This is a genomic window from Halomonas sp. NCCP-2165 (assembly GCF_023708045.1).
GTDB lineage: Bacteria > Pseudomonadota > Gammaproteobacteria > Pseudomonadales > Halomonadaceae > Bisbaumannia > Bisbaumannia pacifica.
Window position 1 is genome coordinate 48,313 of sequence record NZ_BRCY01000009.1, and the last position, 17,535, is coordinate 65,847.

The window sequence follows — 17,535 nt, forward strand, 5'->3', positions numbered from 1 at the left end:
GGCTAGATCAGCCCCGCCTGGGCCAACGACTGGCGCACCTCGGCGGGGGCCTCCGGGACGGCGGCGCGGAACAGTCGATAGAAGTTGGCGGTGGTCTGCATGGCCACCTCGTCGACGCTGATGCCGCGTTCGGCGGCAATCGCCTCGGCCACTTCCACCACCCACTGGGGCTCGTTGGGCTTGCCGCGATGGGGCACCGGGGCCAGGTAGGGGCTGTCGGTCTCGATCAGCAACCGGTCCAGGGGGATGCGCCGGGCCAGCTCGCGAATGGCGCCGGCGTTGCGGAAGGTGACGATGCCGGACAGCGACACGTAAAAGCCGTGGCGTACCGCCTCCCGGGCCATGTCCAGGTCCTCGGTGAAGCAGTGCAGCACGCCGCCCACCGCCGGATCCACCTCGTCGCGGATCAGCGCCAGGGTATCCTCCCGGGCCTCGCGGGTATGGATGATCACCGGCAGCTCGAGCTCCCGGGCCGCCACCAGGTGGCGACGGAAACGCTCGAGCTGAAGTTCCCGGGAGGGCACCTTCTCCGGAGTCTTGTCCAGGTAGTGGTAATCGAGGCCGGTCTCGCCGATGGCCACGGCGCCATAGCGCTCGGCGCATTCGACGATATCGCTCACCTCGGGCTCGCGGGCGACGCCATGCAGCGGGTGCACCCCGGCGGAGATCACCACGTCGTCGTGGGCACGGGCGATCTCGGCGATGCCGGGCACCTCGTCGAGGGTCACGGCGATGGCCAGGAACTGGCGCACGTCCCGGGCCCGGGCGGCCGCCAGGGCGGCATTCAGGTCGCCGTCATGGGCGCTCAGGTCGAGACGGTCGAGGTGGCAATGGGAATCAACAAACATGGGAGAAACACCGAAGAGAAATTCCTATCGCCCCCCGACGAGCGCGGCGGGCGATAACCGATAAGGACGCGCGTCTAGCGTCTAGAGCGTATAGGTCGGCGAGCCCTTGTCGAGCTGACCGGCCAGATGGGTCTCGATACGATTGCGCACCGCCTGATCCTCGGTGCGGAAGTGCACGCCGATGCCCGGCACCCGGCGCCCGCTGACCCCCGGCGGCGAGATCCATACCACCTGGCCGGTGACCGGCAGGCGCTCGCTCTCGCCGGGCAGGGTCAACAGCAGGAAGACCTCCTGGCCCAGCTCGTAGCGCTCCTTGGTGGGCACGAAGATGCCGCCCCGCTCCAGGGAAGGCATATAGGCCGACAGCAGGGTCGGCACATCATGAATCGTCAACGACAGGGCCTTCTGTCCACTCATGGCACGCCTCCGACAGGGAAAGATCAGGAACGCAGCAGCGCCGACCAGCGAATCAACCAGGCCTCCAGGGCCAGCTGGGGGTTGGGGTTGCCGCCGCCGGCCACCAGGCGCCGCTGTTCTCGAGCGTAGTCCAGCAGGCGGAACCAGTCCTGGACCCGGGCGTTCTTGACCGCCTGGCGATAGAGGGCTAGCAGGTCCGGGTTGCGCAGGCGCCGCTCGTCTCCGGAGAGGCCGAAGCGAATCAGGTCCTCGAGCCAGTCGATACCATACCACAGCAGCTGCTCCAGCGGATGACCGCCCAGCCGGCTGGCCTCCGCCACCGGCTCGGCGCCGCGCACCAGGGCGTCGAAGGCCTCGTGGAGGTCCTGGCGCAGGGCGCGGGCCTCGGGGGCGGCCAGGGAGCGGGCCAGCAGGGGCGCGCCCCCCGCCACCCGCAACCAGAAGTCGGCCTGCTCCGGGTCGCCGAGCTCGCGCCCCAGCCACTCCCGGGCCGGTGCCGCCTCCGGCAGCCCCAGGGCGAGCTGCTGACAGCGGGAGCGGATGGTCGGCAGGATCCGCGACGGCACCTCCGCCAGCAGGATAAAGAGGGTGCGGCCCCCCGGCTCCTCCAGGCTCTTGAGCAGGGCGTTGGCGGCGGCCAGGTTCATGGCCTCCGCCGGGGCCAGCACGATCACCCGGTAGCCACCCTGCTGGGCGGTCTGGGTGACGAAGGCGTTGACCTCACGGATCGCATCGATGCGGATCAGCCGGCTCTTCTCGGCGGGACTCACCCGCAGCAGGTCGGGATGATAGCCGGAGGCCAGCATGGCGCAGCCGTGACACTCGCCGCAGGCAACCTCTCCCGGCGACTGGCAGAGGCTGCGCGCCACCAGGGCCTCGGCGAGGGCCTCGCCCCCCACCCCGGGCACGCCGGCCAGGAGCAGCGCATGAGGCAGGCGCCCGGCATCCTGGCGGGCGACCAGCCCGCGCCAGAGCTCCTGCTGCCAGGGCAGGGGCCGGGGCATCAGCGCCATGCCGCCACCTCGGTCTCCAGGCGCGCGAGGATATCCGCCTGGACCCGTTCCAGGGAGCGAGCCGCATCGATCACCGTGATGCGCTCGGGCGCCGCCTCGGCCCGCGCCAGGTAGCCGCGACGCACCCGCTCGAAGAAGGCCTCGCGCTCCTGCTCGAAGCGGTCGCGCTCCCCCCCCTGGGCCGCCAGGCGACTCGCCAGACGCGCCTGGGAGGCGGCCAGCGGCATATCCAGCAGCAGGGTCAGGTCGGGGCGCAGCTCGCCCTGCACCAGCCGCTCGAGGGTGGCGATCTGGGCCAGGTCGCCGCCGCGGCCGGCACCCTGATAGGCGTAGGTGGCATCGGTGAAGCGGTCACAGAGTACCCAGGCGCCGCGTTCCAGGGCCGGGCGAATCTTGCGGGCCAGGTGCTGGGCGCGGGCGGCGAACACCAACAGCAGCTCGGCGTCGTCGCACAGGGGGTCGTCGCCGTCGGCCCCCAGCAGCAGCTCGCGGATGCGCTCGGCGCCGGGGGTGCCGCCGGGCTCGCGGGTGGCCACCACCTCGATGCCCCGGGCCTCCAGCCAGGTGCGGATCAGGGCGCCATTGGTGGTCTTGCCGACCCCCTCGCCGCCCTCCAGGGTGATAAAGCGTCCGCGCCTCGACATATGGGCTCCTTGGCTTGGCTGAGTGCGATGCTACCGGTTACGGATATAGCGGTTCACCGCGTTGTTGTGCTCGCGCAGGCTGCGCGAGAAGTGATGGGTGCCGTCGCCCCGGGCCACGAAATAGAGCGTCTCGCCGGGCAGCGGGTTGACCGCCGCCTCCAGGGCGGCACGCCCCGGCATGGCGATGGGGGTCGGCGGCATGCCATCGATCACATAGGTGTTGTAGGGAGTCGCCTCGCGCAGGTCGGCATAGGTGATACGCCCCTCGTAGCGCTCCCCCATGCCGTAGATCACGGTGGGATCGGTCTGCAGCCGCATGCCCCGCTCCATGCGCCGCTTGAAGACGCCGGCGATCTCGCGTCGCTCCTCCGGCGCCCCGGTCTCCCGCTCGATCAGCGAGGCCATGATCAGCGCTTCATAAGGGGTCTCGATGGTCAGGTCATCGACCCGCTCGGCCCAGACCTCCTCGAGGATGGTCTCCATGCGCCGATGGGCCTGACGCAGGATCTCCAGGTCGCTGAGCCCCTTGTGGTAGCGATAGGTGTCGGGAAAGAACCAGCCCTCGGGGTGCTCCCCCTCGCGTCCCAGCAGGGCCATGATCTCGGCGTCGCTGAGCTCGGCGGTCTCGTGATCGAGCTTGGCGGCCTCGGCCAGGGCCTGGCGCAGCTGACGGAAGGTCCAGCCCTCGGGAATGGTCAGCGGGTAGGTCACCACCCGGTCGCTTCCCAGCAGGCCGATCAGCTCGCGTCCGCTCATGCCCGGCTCGAGCATGTATTCGCCGACACGCAGCTGGGGCACGCTCTCCGGCTCCAGCCGGGTCAACAACCGGAAGGCCCACTCGTCGGCGATGACCCCGTCGGCGGCGAGCTCCCTGACGACGCGGTGATAGCCGGCCCCCCGGGGTACCTCGTAGAGGGTCGACTCGTCGATGGCGATGGGCGCCGCGAGACGACTCTGCCAATAGTGGTGGCCTCCCGCCAGCAGGGCCGCGCCCAGCACCAGCAGGATCGCCAGGGGTTTCACCACACGCATGGAACAATCCTCGAAGATAGGCGGAAATCAGGGGCCGGGATAACCCAGCAGGGGATGCGCCAGGGCCGGCAGCTCGTCCAGCGCGCCCCCCGGCGACCAGCGCCTGAGGCAGCGACCGTCGGCGGCGTCGAGCCGGGTCAGCGGCCAGACTCCCTGCACCGAGTTGAGCAGCCACACCGCCTCGGCCTCCTCCAGCGCCTCGGGGCCGACACGCACCCGATGAATCGTGAGGCGCTCGCTTAGCGCGGCCAGCAGGGTGCCGGCCACGCCGCAGCGGCTCAGGTCCGGCGTCTCGAGCCGGCCGTTCCGACGCCACACCAGGTTCATACAGGTGGCCTCCACCAGCCGGCCGTCGCTGTCGCAGAGCACTCCCTCGGCGATGGTCGGCTCCGACCACTCGCTCCGGGCCAGGACGTTCTCCAGCCGATTAAGGTGCTTGAGCCCGGCCAGGGCCGGCTGAATGCCCAGGCGCAAGGCGCAGTGGCGCGCCCGCACTCCGGCCCAGCGTTCATGCCGGGGGGCGAAGTCGCCGAGCTGCCAGCGCAGCCGCGGGTGGGGCGCCTCGGGGGCCAGGTAGCCCCGCCCGCCCCCGCCCCGGGTGACGATTAGCTTGAGCACCTTGAGGCCGTCTCCGGCTCGGGCCGGCAGGGTCTCCAGGCCCTCGGGCATGGCGAAGCCGAGCCGCTCGCAGCCCCGGGCCAGGCGCGCCAGGTGGGCCTCCCAGAGCAGCGGCCGGCCGTCGCGCACCAGCACCGTCTCGAAGAGGCCGTCGCCATAGGCGAGCCCCCGGTCATCCAGGGGCAGCGGAGCCTGGGCATCCTCCCACATGGGTGATCCTAGACGCGGGTGAAGACCAGGGAGCCGTTGGTGCCGCCGAAGCCGAAGGAGTTGGACAGGGCCACCTCGATCCGCTTCTCCTGGGCACTCTGGGGCACATAGTTGAGCACGCAGCCCTCCTGGGGGTTGTCCAGGTTGATGGTGGGCGGGGCCACCTGGTCGCGAATCGCCAGGATGCTGAACACCGCCTCCACCGCCCCGGCTGCCCCCAGCAGGTGACCGATCATCGACTTGGTGGAGCTTACCGCCACCGACTTGGCGGCCTCGCCCATCACCTGCTCCACGGCGCGACTCTCGGCCAGGTCCCCGGCCGGGGTGGAGGTGCCGTGGGCATTGATATAGTCGATGCGCGAGGCATCGATGCCGGCATCCTGGATGGCATTGCGCATGGCGGCGGCCGCGCCGCGGCCGTCCTCCGGCGGCGCCGTCATATGGTAGGCGTCGTCGCTCATGCCGAACCCGGCCACCTCGGCATAGATGGTGGCCCCACGCGCCTTGGCGTGCTCGTAGTCTTCCAGCACCAGCACCCCGGCGCCGTCGGAGAGCACGAAGCCATCGCGATCACGATCCCAGGGACGGCTGGCGGCCTGGGGGTCGTCGTTGCGGGTGGAAAGCGCCCGGGCCGCGGAGAAGCCGCCCAGCCCCAGGGGGGTGGTGGCCATCTCGGCGCCGCCACAGATCATCACGTCGGCGTCACCGTAGGCGATGGTGCGCGCCCCATAGCCGATGTTGTGGGTGCCGGTGGTGCAGGCGGTGGTGATGGCGATATTGGGCCCCTGGAAACCGTGCTGGATGGCCAGGTTGCCGGAGATCATGTTGATGATGGAGCCCGGCACGAAGAAGGGCGAGATGCGCCGCGCACCGCCCTTGTTGAGGGCATTATGGTTGTGCTCGATCATCGGCAGGCCACCGATACCGGAGCCGATGGCCACGCCGATGCGGTGAGCATTGGCCTCGTTGCACTCGATACCGGCATCCTCGATGGCCTGGGCCCCCGCGGCGATGCCGTACTGAATGAACAGGTCCATCTTGCGGGCGTCCTTGGGGTTCATGTAAGGACTCACATCGAAGTCCTTGACCGAGCCCCCGAAGCGGGTATTGAAACCGCTCACATCGAAGTGCTCGATGGGGGCGATCCCGCTCTTGCCGGCGACGATATTGTCCCAGCTCTCCTTGACGCTGTTACCTACGGGTGTCACCAGACCGAGCCCGGTCACCACGACCCTTCTACGAGGCATCTGCTTTCCTCCAGACGTGTTGGGTGGCACGGCCAAGACGCTACTACCGGCAGCGTGCCGCATCTGCGCGCATTATACCCGACCACGGCCCCGCATGGGATGGGGAGTCGTCGCCGAGGCGCGAGGAGAACACAAAAACGCGCGGGAGCCGCCCTGAATCAGGACGACTCCCGCGACGAAGCCTGACGGGGCTCCGTTACGCCGCGACGAAGGCGGCACACCCAGGCTTACTGGTGGGCGTTGACGTAGTCGATCGCTTCCTGAACGGTAGTGATCTTCTCGGCTTCTTCGTCGGGGATTTCGGTGTCGAATTCCTCTTCGAGCGCCATCACCAGTTCCACGGTGTCCAGGGAGTCGGCACCCAGGTCTTCGGTGAAGGAAGAGGTATTCTGGATATCTTCTTCCTTGACGTTCAGGCGCTCGGCCACAACCTTCTTCACGCGCTCTTCGATAGTGCTCATTCTCAAGTCACTCCAATCGTTCAAATAAGCCGCACGGAACCCCGTACGAAATCCGCAAGCGAAGCTGCGGGGTAGTTTATAGACCGCACCTGAGGGACGCAACAGATGCGTCCCCCGGATGGATCAGCGCATATTCATCCCGCCGTTGACCTGCAGGGTCTCGCCGGTGATATAGCCCGCCGCCTCGCTGGTCAGGAACCCCACGGCGGCAGCGATCTCCTCGGGCTGGCCGAGCCGGCCGAGGGGAATCTGGGTGAGCAGGGCCTCATGCTGTGCCTCGGGCAGGGCCTCGGTCATGTCGGTGGCGATAAAGCCCGGCGCCACCGAATTGACGGTGATGGCACGGCTTGCCACTTCGCGGGCCAGGGCACGGGCGAAGCCCTCCATGCCGGCCTTGGCGGCGGCATAGTTGGCCTGCCCCAGGTTGCCCATGGTGGCCACCACCGAGCTGATATTGACGATGCGGCCGAAGCGCGCCTTGGTCATGCCGCGCAGGCACGCCTTGCTGACCCGGTAGACGGACTTGAGGTTGGCGTCCATCACCGCGTCCCACTCGTCTTCCTTCATGCGCATCAGCAGGTTATCGCGGGTGATCCCGGCGTTATTGACCAGGATGGTGGGCGCCCCATAGGTCTCGTTGATCGCCTTGATCACCGCATCGACGCTGGCCGGATCGGTGACATCCAGGCACAGGCCGGTGCCTTCGATGCCCTGAGCCTTCAGGTCGGCGGCGATCTTCTCGGCGCCCGCCTCGCTGGTGGCGGTGCCGATCACGACGCGCCCCTGGCGACCCAGCTCATGGGCGATGGCGCGGCCGATGCCACGGCTGGCACCGGTAACCAGGGCGATTCTGCGTTCGCTCGTCATAGTCAGTCCTGAAAAAGTTTGAGTCCTTGTGATGGGGTGTCAGCCGGCCAGCTCGCGGGCCAGCTCGAGGGCCGTCTCCAGGCTATCCGGATCATTGATGGCCACCCCCTTGCTGCCCCGCACGATGCGCTTGCCGAGACCGGTCAGCACCTTGCCGGGGCCACACTCCACGAACAGCTCGGCGCCCTCGCCGGCCATCGCCTCGACACACTCGGTCCAGCGCACCGGGCGATAGAGCTGCTCCACCAGACGCGTGCGCAGGGTGTCGATGTCCCCATGGGCCCGGGCATCCACGTTCTGCACCACGGTATAACGCGGCGCGCGCAGCTCGATGGCCTGCATGGCCGTGGCCAGCCGCTCGGCGGCGGGACGCATCAGCTCGCAGTGGGAAGGCACCGACACCGGCAGCGGCAGGGCGCGCTTGGCCCCGGCCTCCTGGCACAGGGCGATGGCCCGGTCCACCGCCCCCTTGGCCCCGGCGATCACCACCTGACCGGGCGCATTATAGTTGACCGCGGCCACCACGCCAGCGCCGGCGGCCTCCCGGCAGGCCGCCTCCACGGCGGCATTCTCCAGGCCCAGCACCGCGGCCATGGCACCCTCGCCGGCGGGCACGGCCTCCTGCATCGCCTCGCCACGCAGGCGCACCAGTTTGATGCCTTCGGCGAAGGTCATCACGCCGGCACAGACCATGGCGCTGTACTCCCCCAGGCTGTGTCCCGCCATGGCACCGGGGCGCGGCCCCTCCAGCTCCTGCCAGACACGCCAGGTGGCGACACTGGAGGCCAGCAGCGCCGGCTGGGTGCAGGCGGTGGCATTCAGGGCCTCGGCGGGGCCGTCCTGCACCACATGCCAGAGGTCGTAGCCGAGGGCCTCCGAGGCCTCCTCGAAGGTGGTACGTACCACGCTGTAGCGCTCGGCCAGCTCCCGCAGCATGCCAACCTGCTGGGAACCCTGCCCAGGGAAGACGAGGGCCAAGGATTGGGTCATGACTATCACCTTTGCGTATTTTGTTCGTCGATTCAGCGGATTCCGATCCCGCTATCGTCTCGGTCGCCCGCGGCCGAGACGATAGCCGACCGCCCACTCGGATCGGTCAAGCCCGACAACCTCCCAGGGCCTGCTCCAGATGCCCCGGCAACTTCCTGCGCCCCTCTTCCACGGCCCGCGCCACGGCATAGGCGAAGCCTTCGGCACTGGCCCCGCCGTGACTCTTGACCACGATGCCTTTCAGGCCCAGCAGGCTGGCCCCATTGTAGCGTACCGGATCGAGCTCGCTCTTGAGCCGGCGCAGGGCGGGGCGCGCCAGGGTCGCTACCAGGCGCCCGCTCCAGCGCGTCTCGAAGACCCGCTGCACCCGCTCCACCAGCAGCCGGGCCAAGCCCTCGCTGGCCTTGAGCACAGCGTTGCCGACGAAGCCGTCACAGACCACCACATCCACCTCGCCGGCGAAGATATCGCCGCCCTCGACGAAGCCGCGGTAGTCCAGCCCCGCCCAGTCGCGCAGCCGGGCATCCGCCTCGCGCACGCTGGCCGGCCCCTTGGTGCCCTCCACCCCGACGTTGAGCAGCGCCACCCGGGGCGCCGCGAGGCCATCGATACGACGCGCCATGGCCTCGCCGAGGCGGGCGAAATCGACCAGCCGCGCCGCCGGCGCATCCACGTTGGCGCCCAGGTCGAGCAGGTAACAATGTCCGCCACGCCGCGTCGGAATGGCGGTACTGATGGCGGGCCGCGGAATCCCCGCCACCATGCCCAGCTCGCGCCGCGCCAGGGCCATCAGGGCCCCGGTATTGCCGGCACTGACCCCGGCATCCGCACGCCCCCGGGCCACGCACTCCAACATCATGGCCATACTGGTGTCGCGAGGCGCACGCAGGGCCGCCGAAGGCCGCATGGCCTGATCGATTTCATGGGGAGAGTGACAGAGGGTAAGGCGAGCGCCATGTCGGACCAGCCGCCTGGGCAAGGCGTCGAGTTCGACGGCGAGCCGCTGTTCGGGGCCGAACAGGAAAATATCGAGGGCGGGATTGGCCGCCAGGGCCAGGGCCGCCCCCTGCACGATGGCACGGGGACCCAGGTCCCCGCCCATCGCATCGATGGCGAGTCTCACGCCCGGATGTCGAGCGTCGCCAAGGATGACGCCGACTTAAGCGTCGACGACCTTGCGGCCACGGTAGAAGCCGTCCGGGGAGACGTGGTGGCGCAGGTGAGTGGTGCCGGTTTCCTTGTCCTGGGACAGGGCCGGGGCGCTCAGGGCGTCGTGGCTACGACGCATGCCGCGCTTGGAACGGGTCTTGCGATTCTGTTGGACAGCCATGGGTGTATCACTCCAGAGTGCTTCGTCAATGAAATCAGTGTTTGCCTTTCAGGGTGCGCAGCACCTCGAAAGGACTGGCAGCAGGCTTTTCCGAGGCCTCGGAGTCCGCCCCGCTGGTCAGCTGGTCGCGAGAGACGCGGCACTGCGTCTCATCGTGGTAAACCACCTGGGGCAGGCTGAGGAGGAGTTCATCCTCGACCACCGCCAGGAGGTTCAGCTGTTCGTTCTCCACCAGGACCGGCTCGAGATAGCCGGGCAGGTTCGCCGCCTGGGCGTCACTGCCGACCACCCCCAGCTGGAAATGGCTCTCGACCCGGGTCGCCATCGGCGTCAGGCAGCGCCGACACGGCAGGCTGACCTCGGCCTCGAGCCAGCCTTCGATGGTGCGTCGACCCTGAGGATCGATGGCGAAGTCGAGGCGCACCTGGCAGTGCCCCGTCTGGGGCCCCGCCTCATCCACCAAGCGCGACAAGGCATCCAGCGCCAGCCGGCCCTGGAGGCTTTCGCCATTGGCGGCCAGCCGGTGCGGCTCGACCTGTCGGGGGAGTTGAGTCTTGGACATAGGCGCGCAATGATAGGCACTCCCCCCGCCCCTGTCAAAGCGCGCATTGCCGCGAATCGGACCTTTGTGCTCGATTCCCCCTGGGGCGGTCATCCCCCACCGCCATGGAGCCCCTATGACGCGCCTGGTTCTGGCCTCGCAATCCCGCTGGCGTCGCCAGCTGCTCGACCGCCTGCAGCTCCCCTATGCCTGGGGCAACCCCGATATCGATGAGACGCCGCGCCTCGGCGAGTCGCCCCAGGCCCTGGTGCATCGCCTGTCGCTGGCCAAGGCCAGCCGCCTGGCCGACGACTACCCGAGCCACCTGATCATCGGCTCGGACCAGGTCGCCCTGTTCGACGGCGAGATCCTCGGCAAGCCCGCCGACGAGGCCGCCGCCCGGGCCCAGCTGGCGCGCTTCTCCGGCCATCGCGTGCGCTTTCTCACCGGCCTGGCCCTGCTGGACACCGCCGCCGGCCGCCACTGGGTCTGCCACGAACCCTTCGACGTGCACTTCCGGCGCCTCGGCGAGGCGGAGATCGCCACCTATGTCGAGCGCGAGCGCCCCCTCGAGTGCGCCGGCAGCTTCCGTATGGAAGGCCTGGGCATCACCCTCTTCGAACGCCTGGAGGGCGACGACCCCAATAGCCTGATCGGCCTGCCGCTGATTCGCCTCTGCGCCCTGCTGCGCGAAGCCGGCCTGGATCCGCTTGGCTAAAGCCAGAAGCTGGAAGCTGGAAGCTGGAAGCTCCGGACGCCGCCCGGGCGGTTAGTGGAGTTGGTAACGCAGCGGCGACCGGGTGGTGGGCAGGCCGAGCCACTCGGCGGCGACGCCACCGAAGTGGCGGGTCAGGCGCTCGAAGGGGTCCAGCCGCGGGGTGTAGTCCTGCATTCGCTCGACGCCCATCTCACGGGCCAGGCCATCGAGGCTCTGCAAGCCATCCACCAGCCCCAGCTCGAGACCCTGCTCGCCGCTCCATACCAGGCCGGAGAAGAGTTGCGGGTCGTCACTCAGGCGCGCGCCACGCCCCTCACGCACCGCCTCGATAAACTGCTCATGGGTGGTCTCCAGCACCGCCTGCCAGAAGCGCGCCTGCTCCGGGGCGATGGCCGAGAAGGGATCGAGGAAAGCCTTGTTGTCGCCGGCGGCAAAGACCCGCCGCTCCACGCCGAGCCGCTCGATGGCCTCCTCCAGGCCGAAGCTGGCGAAGATCACCCCGATGGAGCCCACCAGGCTGGCCGGCGACGCATAGATCTCGTCGGCACCGGCGGCAATATAGTAGGCCCCGCTGGCGCCGATATCCTCGATCACCGCATAGATCGGCTTGTCGCCCTGCTCGCCCAGGCGGCGAATCTCCTCGTAGATGCGCTGGGACTGCACCGGGCTGCCCCCGGGACTGTCGATATGCAGCACCACCGCCGCCGCGGACTCCGCCCGCCAGGCCCGGTTGAGCCCCTCGATGATGCGCTCGGCGCTGGCCGGCGACTCGCTGTCGATCACCCCCTTGACCTCCACCACCCCCAGGTGGCGCTCGGCGACCGGCGCCGGCTGGCCGGCGACGAAGAGCCCATAGAGGGTAGTGCCCAGGGAGGCGAGGATCAGCGCCGCGAAGAAGAAGCGGAAGAACAGCGTCCAGCGTCGCGACCGGCGCTGCTCCGCCAGCACCCCGCCCACCCAGCGGTCGAGCATCTCCACCTGGGCCAGGCGCTGGCGCTCGCGCAGGGTCTCGGCATCCTCGCTGGAAGCCCCCTCGTTCTCGGCGCCCGCCTGCCGAGGCGTCTCGCCGGGCTGGATTTCCGGCCCTTGGGTCCAGCGATCGCTGGGCTTGTCATCGCTCATGACATCCTGCTCCTCAATCCACGGCTCACTGGTGCAACCAATCGATCAATGCCTCGAAACGCTCGGCCACGAAGGTGGGCCGGCTCGCCGCCAGCCGCTCCGGGGCATGCACCCCGTAGGTGACCGCGACACGGTCCATGTTCAGGGCCCGGGCCATCTCAAGGTCATACTCGGTATCGCCCACCATCAGCGCCTCTTCCACCGGCACCGCCAGCTCCTCCAGCAGCTCCTCGAGCATCAGCGGGTGGGGCTTGGAGCGGGTCTCGTCGGCGGTGCGGCTGGCATGAAACCAGGCGCCGCTGCCGTTGGCGGCGAAGACCCGGTTCAGGCCGCGACGACTCTTGCCGGTGGCCACCGCCAGGCGCTGCTCGGAGCGCCCGCGCAACCGCGCGATGCCCTCCTCCACCCCGGGAAAGAACGCCATGGGGGTGTGGTCGGCGGCGACGAAGTGGTGGGTATACCGCTCACGCAGCCGTTCGGCCTGCTCCGGCGCGATGCCCGGGCACATCCTGGCGATCGCCTCCGGCAGCCCCAGGCCGATGATATCGCGAACGCTCTCGGCGGGAAGCTCGCCCCAATCAGCATCCCGGGCCGCCGCCTGCATGCAGCCGACGATGCGCGACTCCGAGTCCATCAGGGTGCCGTCCCAGTCGAAAATAATCAGTCGATAACGCATGAATTCCTCGATTCAGGAGAGAGTGCGAGCCCGGCGCAACACCGTCTCCAGCTCGTCCCCCAGGGGCGCCTTGATCTGCACCGGGCGCCCGCTGGTGGGCTCGGGAAAGGTCAGGGCGGCGGCATGCAGGAAGAGTCGCCCCAGGCCCAGGCGCCGCGCCAGCACCGCCCCCTCCCGGGAGCCGTACTTGTCGTCGCCCAGCAACGGATGGCCGGCATGGGCGGCATGCACGCGGATCTGGTGGGTGCGCCCGGTGACCGGCTCGGCCTCCACCAGGGTGGCGCCGGCGAAGGCCTCGCGCACCGCGAAGCGGGTCCGCGACACCTTGCCCTCCGGGTCGACCCGCACCCGGCGCTCGCCGTTCCCCGCCTCGTAGCGGTCGAGGCGAGCACTGACGAAATCGCGCCGCGCCGGCCAGCGCCCGGCCACCAGTGCCAGGTACTGCTTGTCCATCTGGCGCTGCTTGAGGGCATTATTGAGGGAGAGCAGCGCCGGACGCGACTTGGCCAGCAGCAGGCAGCCGGAGGTATCGCGATCCAGGCGATGCACCAGTTCCAGGAAGTCGAGATCCTCGCGCACCTGGCGCAACGCCTCGATCAGGCCGATCTTGACCCCGCTGCCGCCGTGCACGGCGAGCCCCGAGGGCTTGTTGATCACCAGCCAGTCACGCCCCTCCAGCAACACATTGCCGGCCAGCAGGTTGCGCAGGCTCTCGCTGACCTCGCGCACCGCCTCCTCGGGGGCCAGGCGCAGCGGCGGAATGCGTACCACGTCGCCCAACGCCAGGCGGTAGTCCGCCTTGACCCGCTTCTTGTTGACCCGAACCTCGCCCTTGCGCACGATGCGATAGACCAGGGTCTTGGGGGCCCCCTTGAGACGGGTGCGCAGGAAATTATCGATGCGCTGACCCACCTGGCCCTCGGCGACTTCCACCCACTGCACCTCGCGCCCTTCGGCCATGCACTCTACTCCTGTCGAACCCGTGGAAAAGCCCTAGTCTACCGCACTCCCGGGCCGCTGAGGTCAATTGCTGCACCCACCCATTGCTGTTATATTCCGAAGTCGCTCAGATGGGCGACAAGCGCCCGGCGATTGCGCCTGCCTCATCGACACGCAGGCCCGAGCGACGGATCGAGTGACCGCGATGTTTGCCTCGGCGAGATCACGGCACCGAAAGCGAAAGAACAGAATTGCAACGCCACGCCCGCCCCGGCCGTTCACTTCCTGGCATGGAATGGCGACCGGGCACGGGAGTTAACAACAGCGTGCCGAAGGCTGGCGTTGGCGAATCGATGAATGCCAGGTGTTGGTGGTGACCGCGGAACCGGATGAGACGACCTCACCGAGACATGTTCCGCCTCCACCCCGTACTCAACATGGTCATGCCGTACCGGCGGCGCTACAAGGCTCCGGATATGGCCGGGCGCACACGCATCCGCGACATGCGCTGAGCACAAGCACGCTGCACCCAGCGGTTCGTCGACGCCGTTGCTCGAGGGCTGCCTGCCGGCACGCCCCAACTAGCGAGACGACATGAAACGGATGCTCATCAATGCGACCCAGCCGGAAGAGCTGCGCGTCGCCCTGGTCGATGGACAACGCCTCTACGACCTGGACATCGAATCCGGTGCCCGGGAACAGAAGAAAGCCAATATCTACCGCGGCAAGATCACCCGCGTCGAACCCTCCCTGGAAGCCGCCTTCGTCGACTTCGGCGCCGAGCGCCACGGCTTCCTGCCCCTCAAGGAAATCTCCCGCGACTACTTTATCAAGGAGCCGTCCGGCCGCCCCAGCATCAAGGAGGTGCTGAAGGAGGGTCAGGAGGTGATCGTCCAGGTCGACAAGGAGGAGCGCGGCAACAAGGGCGCCGCCCTGACCACCTTTATCTCCCTGGCCGGCCGCTTCCTGGTACTGATGCCCAACAACCCCCGGGCCGGCGGTATCTCGCGGCGCATCGAAGGCGAGGAGCGCAGCCAGCTCAAGGAGGCCATGGGCCAGCTGACGATGCCGGAGAAGATGGGCGTGATCGTGCGCACCGCCGGGATCGGCCGCTCCGCCGAGGAGCTGCAGTGGGACCTGGACTACCTGGTGCAGGTGTGGGAATCGATCACCGAGGAGGCCGGCAAGCGCCCCGCCCCCTTCCTGATCTACCGCGAGTCCAACGTCATCATCCGCGCCATGCGCGACTACCTGCGCCAGGACATCGGCGAGGTGCTGATCGACAGCGAGGCGATTCACCAGGAGGCGCTGGGCTTTATCCGCCAGGTGATGCCCTCCTACCAGCAGAAGATCAAGCTCTACGCCGACGAGGTGCCACTCTTCTCGCGCTTCCAGATCGAGTCGCAGATCGAGACCGCCTATGAGCGGGAAGTGAAGCTGCCCTCCGGCGGCTCCATCGTCATCGACCATACCGAGGCGCTGGTCTCCATCGATATCAACTCCGCCCGGGCCACCCGTGGCAGCGATATCGAGGAGACCGCCCTGCAGACCAACAGCGAGGCCGCCGACGAGATCGCCCGCCAGCTGCGCCTGCGGGATATCGGCGGCTTGGTGGTGATCGACTTTATCGACATGAGCCCGGCGCGCAACCAGCGCGAGGTCGAGAACCGCATGCGCGACGCCCTCAAGCTGGATCGCGCCCGGGTGCAGATCGGCCGCATCTCGCGCTTCGGCCTGATGGAGATGTCCCGCCAGCGCCTGCGCCCGTCGCTCGGCGAGACCAGCGGCGTGGTCTGCCCGCGCTGTAACGGCCAGGGCACCATCCGCGACGTGCGCTCCCTGTCGCTCTCGATCATGCGCCTGATCGAGGAAGAGGCGATGAAGGAACGCAGCGCCCAGATCCGCGCCATCCTGCCGGTGCCGGTGGCCACCTACCTGCTCAACGAGAAGCGTCGGGTGCTGGCGGATATCGAGCGCCGCCAGGGGGTCCAGGTGGTGCTGCTGCCCAACCCGGAGATGGACACCCCCCACTACGACGTCCAGCGCCTGCGCGACGACCACCTGAGCGAACAGGACGACAGTGACAAATCGAGCTTCGAACTCTCCACCGACACCGAGGTGGGCAAGGAGCCGGATCCCTCCTTCGAGAAGCCGGCACCCCGGGCCGAGGCCGCGGTCAAGAGCGTGACCCATAACGCCCCGGCACCGGCCTCCCTGCGCGAGGAGCCCAGCACCCCGGAGCCGGCCAAGTCCCAGGCGCAACCGGCTTCCCAGGCGCCCTCGAAGCCCCAGGCGGCGACCCCCGTCGAGGGCGGCGGCCTGATTTCCCGCCTGGTCAAGGGACTGGGCAAGCTGCTGGGCGGCGAGGCCGAGAGCCGCGCTGCCGATCAGGGCGAGCGCCAGGCCAAGCCTGAGGCCCCCCAGGCCCGCCAGGACAACCGCGGCGACCGCCAGGGCCGCGCTGGCAACCGCCGCGGCCGCCAGGGCCAGGAGAGCCGTCAGCCCCGAGAAGGGCGCCAGTCTCAGGAGAGCCGTCAGGCGCAGGACGGTCGTCAGGAGAAGTCCCAGGAGAGACGCCAGGACGGCGACAGCCGCCGCGACGGTGGACGCAGCCAGGGTCAGCGGGATAACCGCCGCGGCGGTCGTGGCGACAGCGAGTCACGCCAGGACAACCGGGGTGGCCGTGGCCGCAACCGCCAGGATGACAACCGTCGCCAGGGCGGGGATACCAAGCCCGGCCGCGACACCGGCAAGCCGGAGGCCAAGGCCGAGGCCCCCAAGTCGGCGCCCCGCGCACAGGAGAAGGCCCAGGACAAGCCTCGGGAGAAGGCCGAGACCAGCGGCGAGCCCAAGCGCATCCGCAACAACCCGCGCCAGCGCACCCGCCAGCATGCCATCAACCCCCAGGCCGAGGCCGAACAGCAGAAGCTGCTCGCCCAGGCCCAGCAGGAGGGTGAGCAGGCCGACGCCACGCCCGAGGCAAAAGCCGAAGCTAGGGCCCAGGATGCCAAGCAGCCGGAGGCCAAGCCCGAGGCCAAGCAAGCGCCCAAGGCTCAGGACGCCAAGTCCGAGGTGAAAGCCGAAGCCAAGCCCGAGGCCAAGCAACCGGAGCCCAAGGCTCAGGATACCAAGCCCGAGCCGAAACAGCCGGAGGCCAAGGCCCAGGACGCCAAGCCCGAGGCCAAGCAGCCGGAAGCCAAGCCCGAGCCGAAGCAACCGGAAGCCAAAGCCGAAGCCAAACAACCGGAAGCAAAAGCCGAAGCCAAGCAACCGGAAGCCGAAGCCAAGCAGCCCGAGGCCAAGCAAGCGCCCAAGGCTCAGGACGCCAAGTCCGAGGTGAAAGCCGAAGCCAAGCAGCCGGAAGCCAAAGCCGAGGCCAAGCCCGAGGAAAAAGCCGAGGCCAAGGCCGAAGCCAAGCCCGAGGTAAAAGCCGAAGCCAAGCAGCCGGAAGCCAAGTCAGAGGTAAAAGCCGAAGCCAAGCAGCCGGAAGCCAAGCCCGAGGAAAAAGCCGAAGCCAAGCCCGAGGTAAAAGCCGAAGCCAAGCAGCCGGAAGCCAAAGCCGAGGCCAAGCAACCGGAGGCCAAGGCTCAGGACGCCAAGTCCGAGGCCAAGTCCGAGGTGAAAGCCGAAGCCAAGCCCGAGGTAAAAGCCGAAGCCAAGCCCGAGGTAAAAGCCGAAGCCAAGCAGCCGGAAGCCAAAGCCGAGGCCAAGCCCGAGGTGAAGCAAGAGGACGAAGCCAAGGCCGAGGCCGCACCGACTCGGCGCCGCCGCCGTCGGGCGCATAACGACCCCCGCGAGCAGCGCCGTCGGGAGCAGACCGAAGACGGCCAGTAAGGGCACAGGCCCCGCCTCGGGCGGGGCC

General features: G+C 68.7%; 18 protein-coding genes. 2 read left to right on the top strand and 16 right to left on the bottom strand.

Annotation, left to right across the window (positions count from 1 at the left end):
- Nucleotides 1–2: 2 nt before the first annotated feature.
- The 13 genes from NFU04_RS06635 to NFU04_RS06695 all read right to left on the bottom strand — a co-directional run bounded on the left by NFU04_RS06635 (nt 3) and on the right by NFU04_RS06695 (nt 10,239).
- Complete coding sequence (locus NFU04_RS06635; RefSeq protein ID WP_251308731.1) at nt 3–848, bottom strand: TatD family hydrolase; 846 nt, start codon at nt 846–848, stop codon at nt 3–5.
- Between the two features lie 81 nt (nt 849–929).
- Nucleotides 930–1,265, bottom strand: a complete 336-nt coding sequence (locus NFU04_RS06640) for a PilZ domain-containing protein (RefSeq protein ID WP_251308732.1) — start codon at nt 1,263–1,265, stop codon at nt 930–932.
- 23 nt (nt 1,266–1,288) lie between these two features.
- Nucleotides 1,289–2,278 carry a DNA polymerase III subunit delta' gene (locus NFU04_RS06645; protein WP_251308733.1) on the bottom strand — a complete coding sequence of 330 codons (990 nt, stop codon included), beginning with the start codon at nt 2,276–2,278 and terminating at the stop codon, nt 1,289–1,291.
- Nucleotides 2,269–2,922: a dTMP kinase gene (gene tmk, locus NFU04_RS06650; RefSeq protein WP_251308734.1), complete on the bottom strand. Its 654-nt coding sequence runs from the start codon at nt 2,920–2,922 to the stop codon at nt 2,269–2,271. The genes NFU04_RS06645 and tmk overlap by 10 nt, the downstream gene beginning before the upstream one ends.
- Nucleotides 2,923–2,952: 30 nt before the next feature.
- On the bottom strand, nt 2,953–3,954 hold the full coding sequence (gene mltG, locus NFU04_RS06655; RefSeq protein WP_251308735.1) for an endolytic transglycosylase MltG: 1,002 nt from the start codon (nt 3,952–3,954) through the stop codon (nt 2,953–2,955).
- 27 nt (nt 3,955–3,981) lie between these two features.
- The gene (gene pabC, locus NFU04_RS06660; protein WP_251308736.1) at nt 3,982–4,782 is read right to left on the bottom strand and encodes an aminodeoxychorismate lyase; all 801 of its coding nucleotides are present in this window, start codon (nt 4,780–4,782) and stop codon (nt 3,982–3,984) included.
- A gap of 8 nt (nt 4,783–4,790) precedes the next feature.
- Nucleotides 4,791–6,029 carry a beta-ketoacyl-ACP synthase II gene (gene fabF, locus NFU04_RS06665; protein ID WP_251308737.1) on the bottom strand — a complete coding sequence of 413 codons (1,239 nt, stop codon included), beginning with the start codon at nt 6,027–6,029 and terminating at the stop codon, nt 4,791–4,793.
- Between the two features lie 227 nt (nt 6,030–6,256).
- The gene (acpP, locus tag NFU04_RS06670) at nt 6,257–6,490 is read right to left on the bottom strand and encodes an acyl carrier protein (RefSeq protein ID WP_016414620.1); all 234 of its coding nucleotides are present in this window, start codon (nt 6,488–6,490) and stop codon (nt 6,257–6,259) included.
- 123 nt (nt 6,491–6,613) lie between these two features.
- Nucleotides 6,614–7,357 carry a 3-oxoacyl-ACP reductase FabG gene (gene fabG / locus NFU04_RS06675; RefSeq protein WP_251308738.1) on the bottom strand — a complete coding sequence of 248 codons (744 nt, stop codon included), beginning with the start codon at nt 7,355–7,357 and terminating at the stop codon, nt 6,614–6,616.
- A gap of 39 nt (nt 7,358–7,396) precedes the next feature.
- A complete protein-coding gene (gene fabD / locus NFU04_RS06680) occupies nt 7,397–8,347 on the bottom strand; it encodes an ACP S-malonyltransferase (protein WP_251308739.1) in 951 nt (316 codons plus the stop codon).
- Between the two features lie 106 nt (nt 8,348–8,453).
- Nucleotides 8,454–9,470: a phosphate acyltransferase PlsX gene (plsX, locus tag NFU04_RS06685; RefSeq protein ID WP_251308740.1), complete on the bottom strand. Its 1,017-nt coding sequence runs from the start codon at nt 9,468–9,470 to the stop codon at nt 8,454–8,456.
- Nucleotides 9,471–9,506: 36 nt separating this feature from the next.
- Nucleotides 9,507–9,677, bottom strand: a complete 171-nt coding sequence (gene rpmF, locus NFU04_RS06690; protein ID WP_023005526.1) for a 50S ribosomal protein L32 — start codon at nt 9,675–9,677, stop codon at nt 9,507–9,509.
- A 34-nt stretch (nt 9,678–9,711) separates the two neighbouring features.
- Nucleotides 9,712–10,239 carry a YceD family protein gene (locus NFU04_RS06695; protein ID WP_251308741.1) on the bottom strand — a complete coding sequence of 176 codons (528 nt, stop codon included), beginning with the start codon at nt 10,237–10,239 and terminating at the stop codon, nt 9,712–9,714.
- Between the two features lie 115 nt (nt 10,240–10,354).
- Between NFU04_RS06695 and NFU04_RS06700 the strand changes: the two genes are divergently transcribed.
- Nucleotides 10,355–10,936 carry a Maf family protein gene (locus tag NFU04_RS06700; protein ID WP_251308742.1) on the top strand — a complete coding sequence of 194 codons (582 nt, stop codon included), beginning with the start codon at nt 10,355–10,357 and terminating at the stop codon, nt 10,934–10,936.
- Nucleotides 10,937–10,987: 51 nt separating this feature from the next.
- On the opposite strand, the gene sppA is transcribed toward NFU04_RS06700, so the two are convergent.
- Genes sppA through rluC form a run of 3 tightly spaced genes read right to left on the bottom strand, consistent with a single transcriptional unit; the run spans nt 10,988 to nt 13,694 of the window.
- Nucleotides 10,988–12,058, bottom strand: coding sequence for a signal peptide peptidase SppA (gene sppA, locus NFU04_RS06705; protein ID WP_251308743.1), 1,071 nt, complete (start codon nt 12,056–12,058; stop codon nt 10,988–10,990).
- 25 nt (nt 12,059–12,083) lie between these two features.
- The gene (locus NFU04_RS06710; protein ID WP_251308744.1) at nt 12,084–12,734 is read right to left on the bottom strand and encodes an HAD family hydrolase; all 651 of its coding nucleotides are present in this window, start codon (nt 12,732–12,734) and stop codon (nt 12,084–12,086) included.
- 12 nt (nt 12,735–12,746) lie between these two features.
- Nucleotides 12,747–13,694: a 23S rRNA pseudouridine(955/2504/2580) synthase RluC gene (gene rluC, locus NFU04_RS06715; RefSeq protein WP_146804170.1), complete on the bottom strand. Its 948-nt coding sequence runs from the start codon at nt 13,692–13,694 to the stop codon at nt 12,747–12,749.
- 573 nt (nt 13,695–14,267) lie between these two features.
- Here rluC and rne point away from each other — a divergent pair.
- Nucleotides 14,268–17,507 (top strand): ribonuclease E, encoded by a 3,240-nt coding sequence (gene rne / locus NFU04_RS06720; protein ID WP_251308745.1) that lies wholly within the window; start codon nt 14,268–14,270, stop codon nt 17,505–17,507.
- Nucleotides 17,508–17,535 lie beyond the last annotated feature (28 nt).

Coding starts and splice junctions, on each gene's coding strand:
- NFU04_RS06635 (WP_251308731.1), bottom strand. CDS start 848: ATGTTTGTTGATTCCCATTGCCACCTCGACCGTCTCGACCTGAGCGCC.
- NFU04_RS06640 (WP_251308732.1), bottom strand. CDS start 1,265: ATGAGTGGACAGAAGGCCCTGTCGTTGACGATTCATGATGTGCCGACC.
- NFU04_RS06645 (WP_251308733.1), bottom strand. CDS start 2,278: ATGGCGCTGATGCCCCGGCCCCTGCCCTGGCAGCAGGAGCTCTGGCGC.
- tmk (WP_251308734.1), bottom strand. CDS start 2,922: ATGTCGAGGCGCGGACGCTTTATCACCCTGGAGGGCGGCGAGGGGGTC.
- mltG (WP_251308735.1), bottom strand. CDS start 3,954: ATGCGTGTGGTGAAACCCCTGGCGATCCTGCTGGTGCTGGGCGCGGCC.
- pabC (WP_251308736.1), bottom strand. CDS start 4,782: ATGTGGGAGGATGCCCAGGCTCCGCTGCCCCTGGATGACCGGGGGCTC.
- fabF (WP_251308737.1), bottom strand. CDS start 6,029: ATGCCTCGTAGAAGGGTCGTGGTGACCGGGCTCGGTCTGGTGACACCC.
- acpP (WP_016414620.1), bottom strand. CDS start 6,490: ATGAGCACTATCGAAGAGCGCGTGAAGAAGGTTGTGGCCGAGCGCCTG.
- fabG (WP_251308738.1), bottom strand. CDS start 7,357: ATGACGAGCGAACGCAGAATCGCCCTGGTTACCGGTGCCAGCCGTGGC.
- fabD (WP_251308739.1), bottom strand. CDS start 8,347: ATGACCCAATCCTTGGCCCTCGTCTTCCCTGGGCAGGGTTCCCAGCAG.
- rpmF (WP_023005526.1), bottom strand. CDS start 9,677: ATGGCTGTCCAACAGAATCGCAAGACCCGTTCCAAGCGCGGCATGCGT.
- NFU04_RS06695 (WP_251308741.1), bottom strand. CDS start 10,239: ATGTCCAAGACTCAACTCCCCCGACAGGTCGAGCCGCACCGGCTGGCC.
- NFU04_RS06700 (WP_251308742.1), top strand. CDS start 10,355: ATGACGCGCCTGGTTCTGGCCTCGCAATCCCGCTGGCGTCGCCAGCTG.
- sppA (WP_251308743.1), bottom strand. CDS start 12,058: ATGAGCGATGACAAGCCCAGCGATCGCTGGACCCAAGGGCCGGAAATC.
- NFU04_RS06710 (WP_251308744.1), bottom strand. CDS start 12,734: ATGCGTTATCGACTGATTATTTTCGACTGGGACGGCACCCTGATGGAC.
- rluC (WP_146804170.1), bottom strand. CDS start 13,694: ATGGCCGAAGGGCGCGAGGTGCAGTGGGTGGAAGTCGCCGAGGGCCAG.
- rne (WP_251308745.1), top strand. CDS start 14,268: ATGAAACGGATGCTCATCAATGCGACCCAGCCGGAAGAGCTGCGCGTC.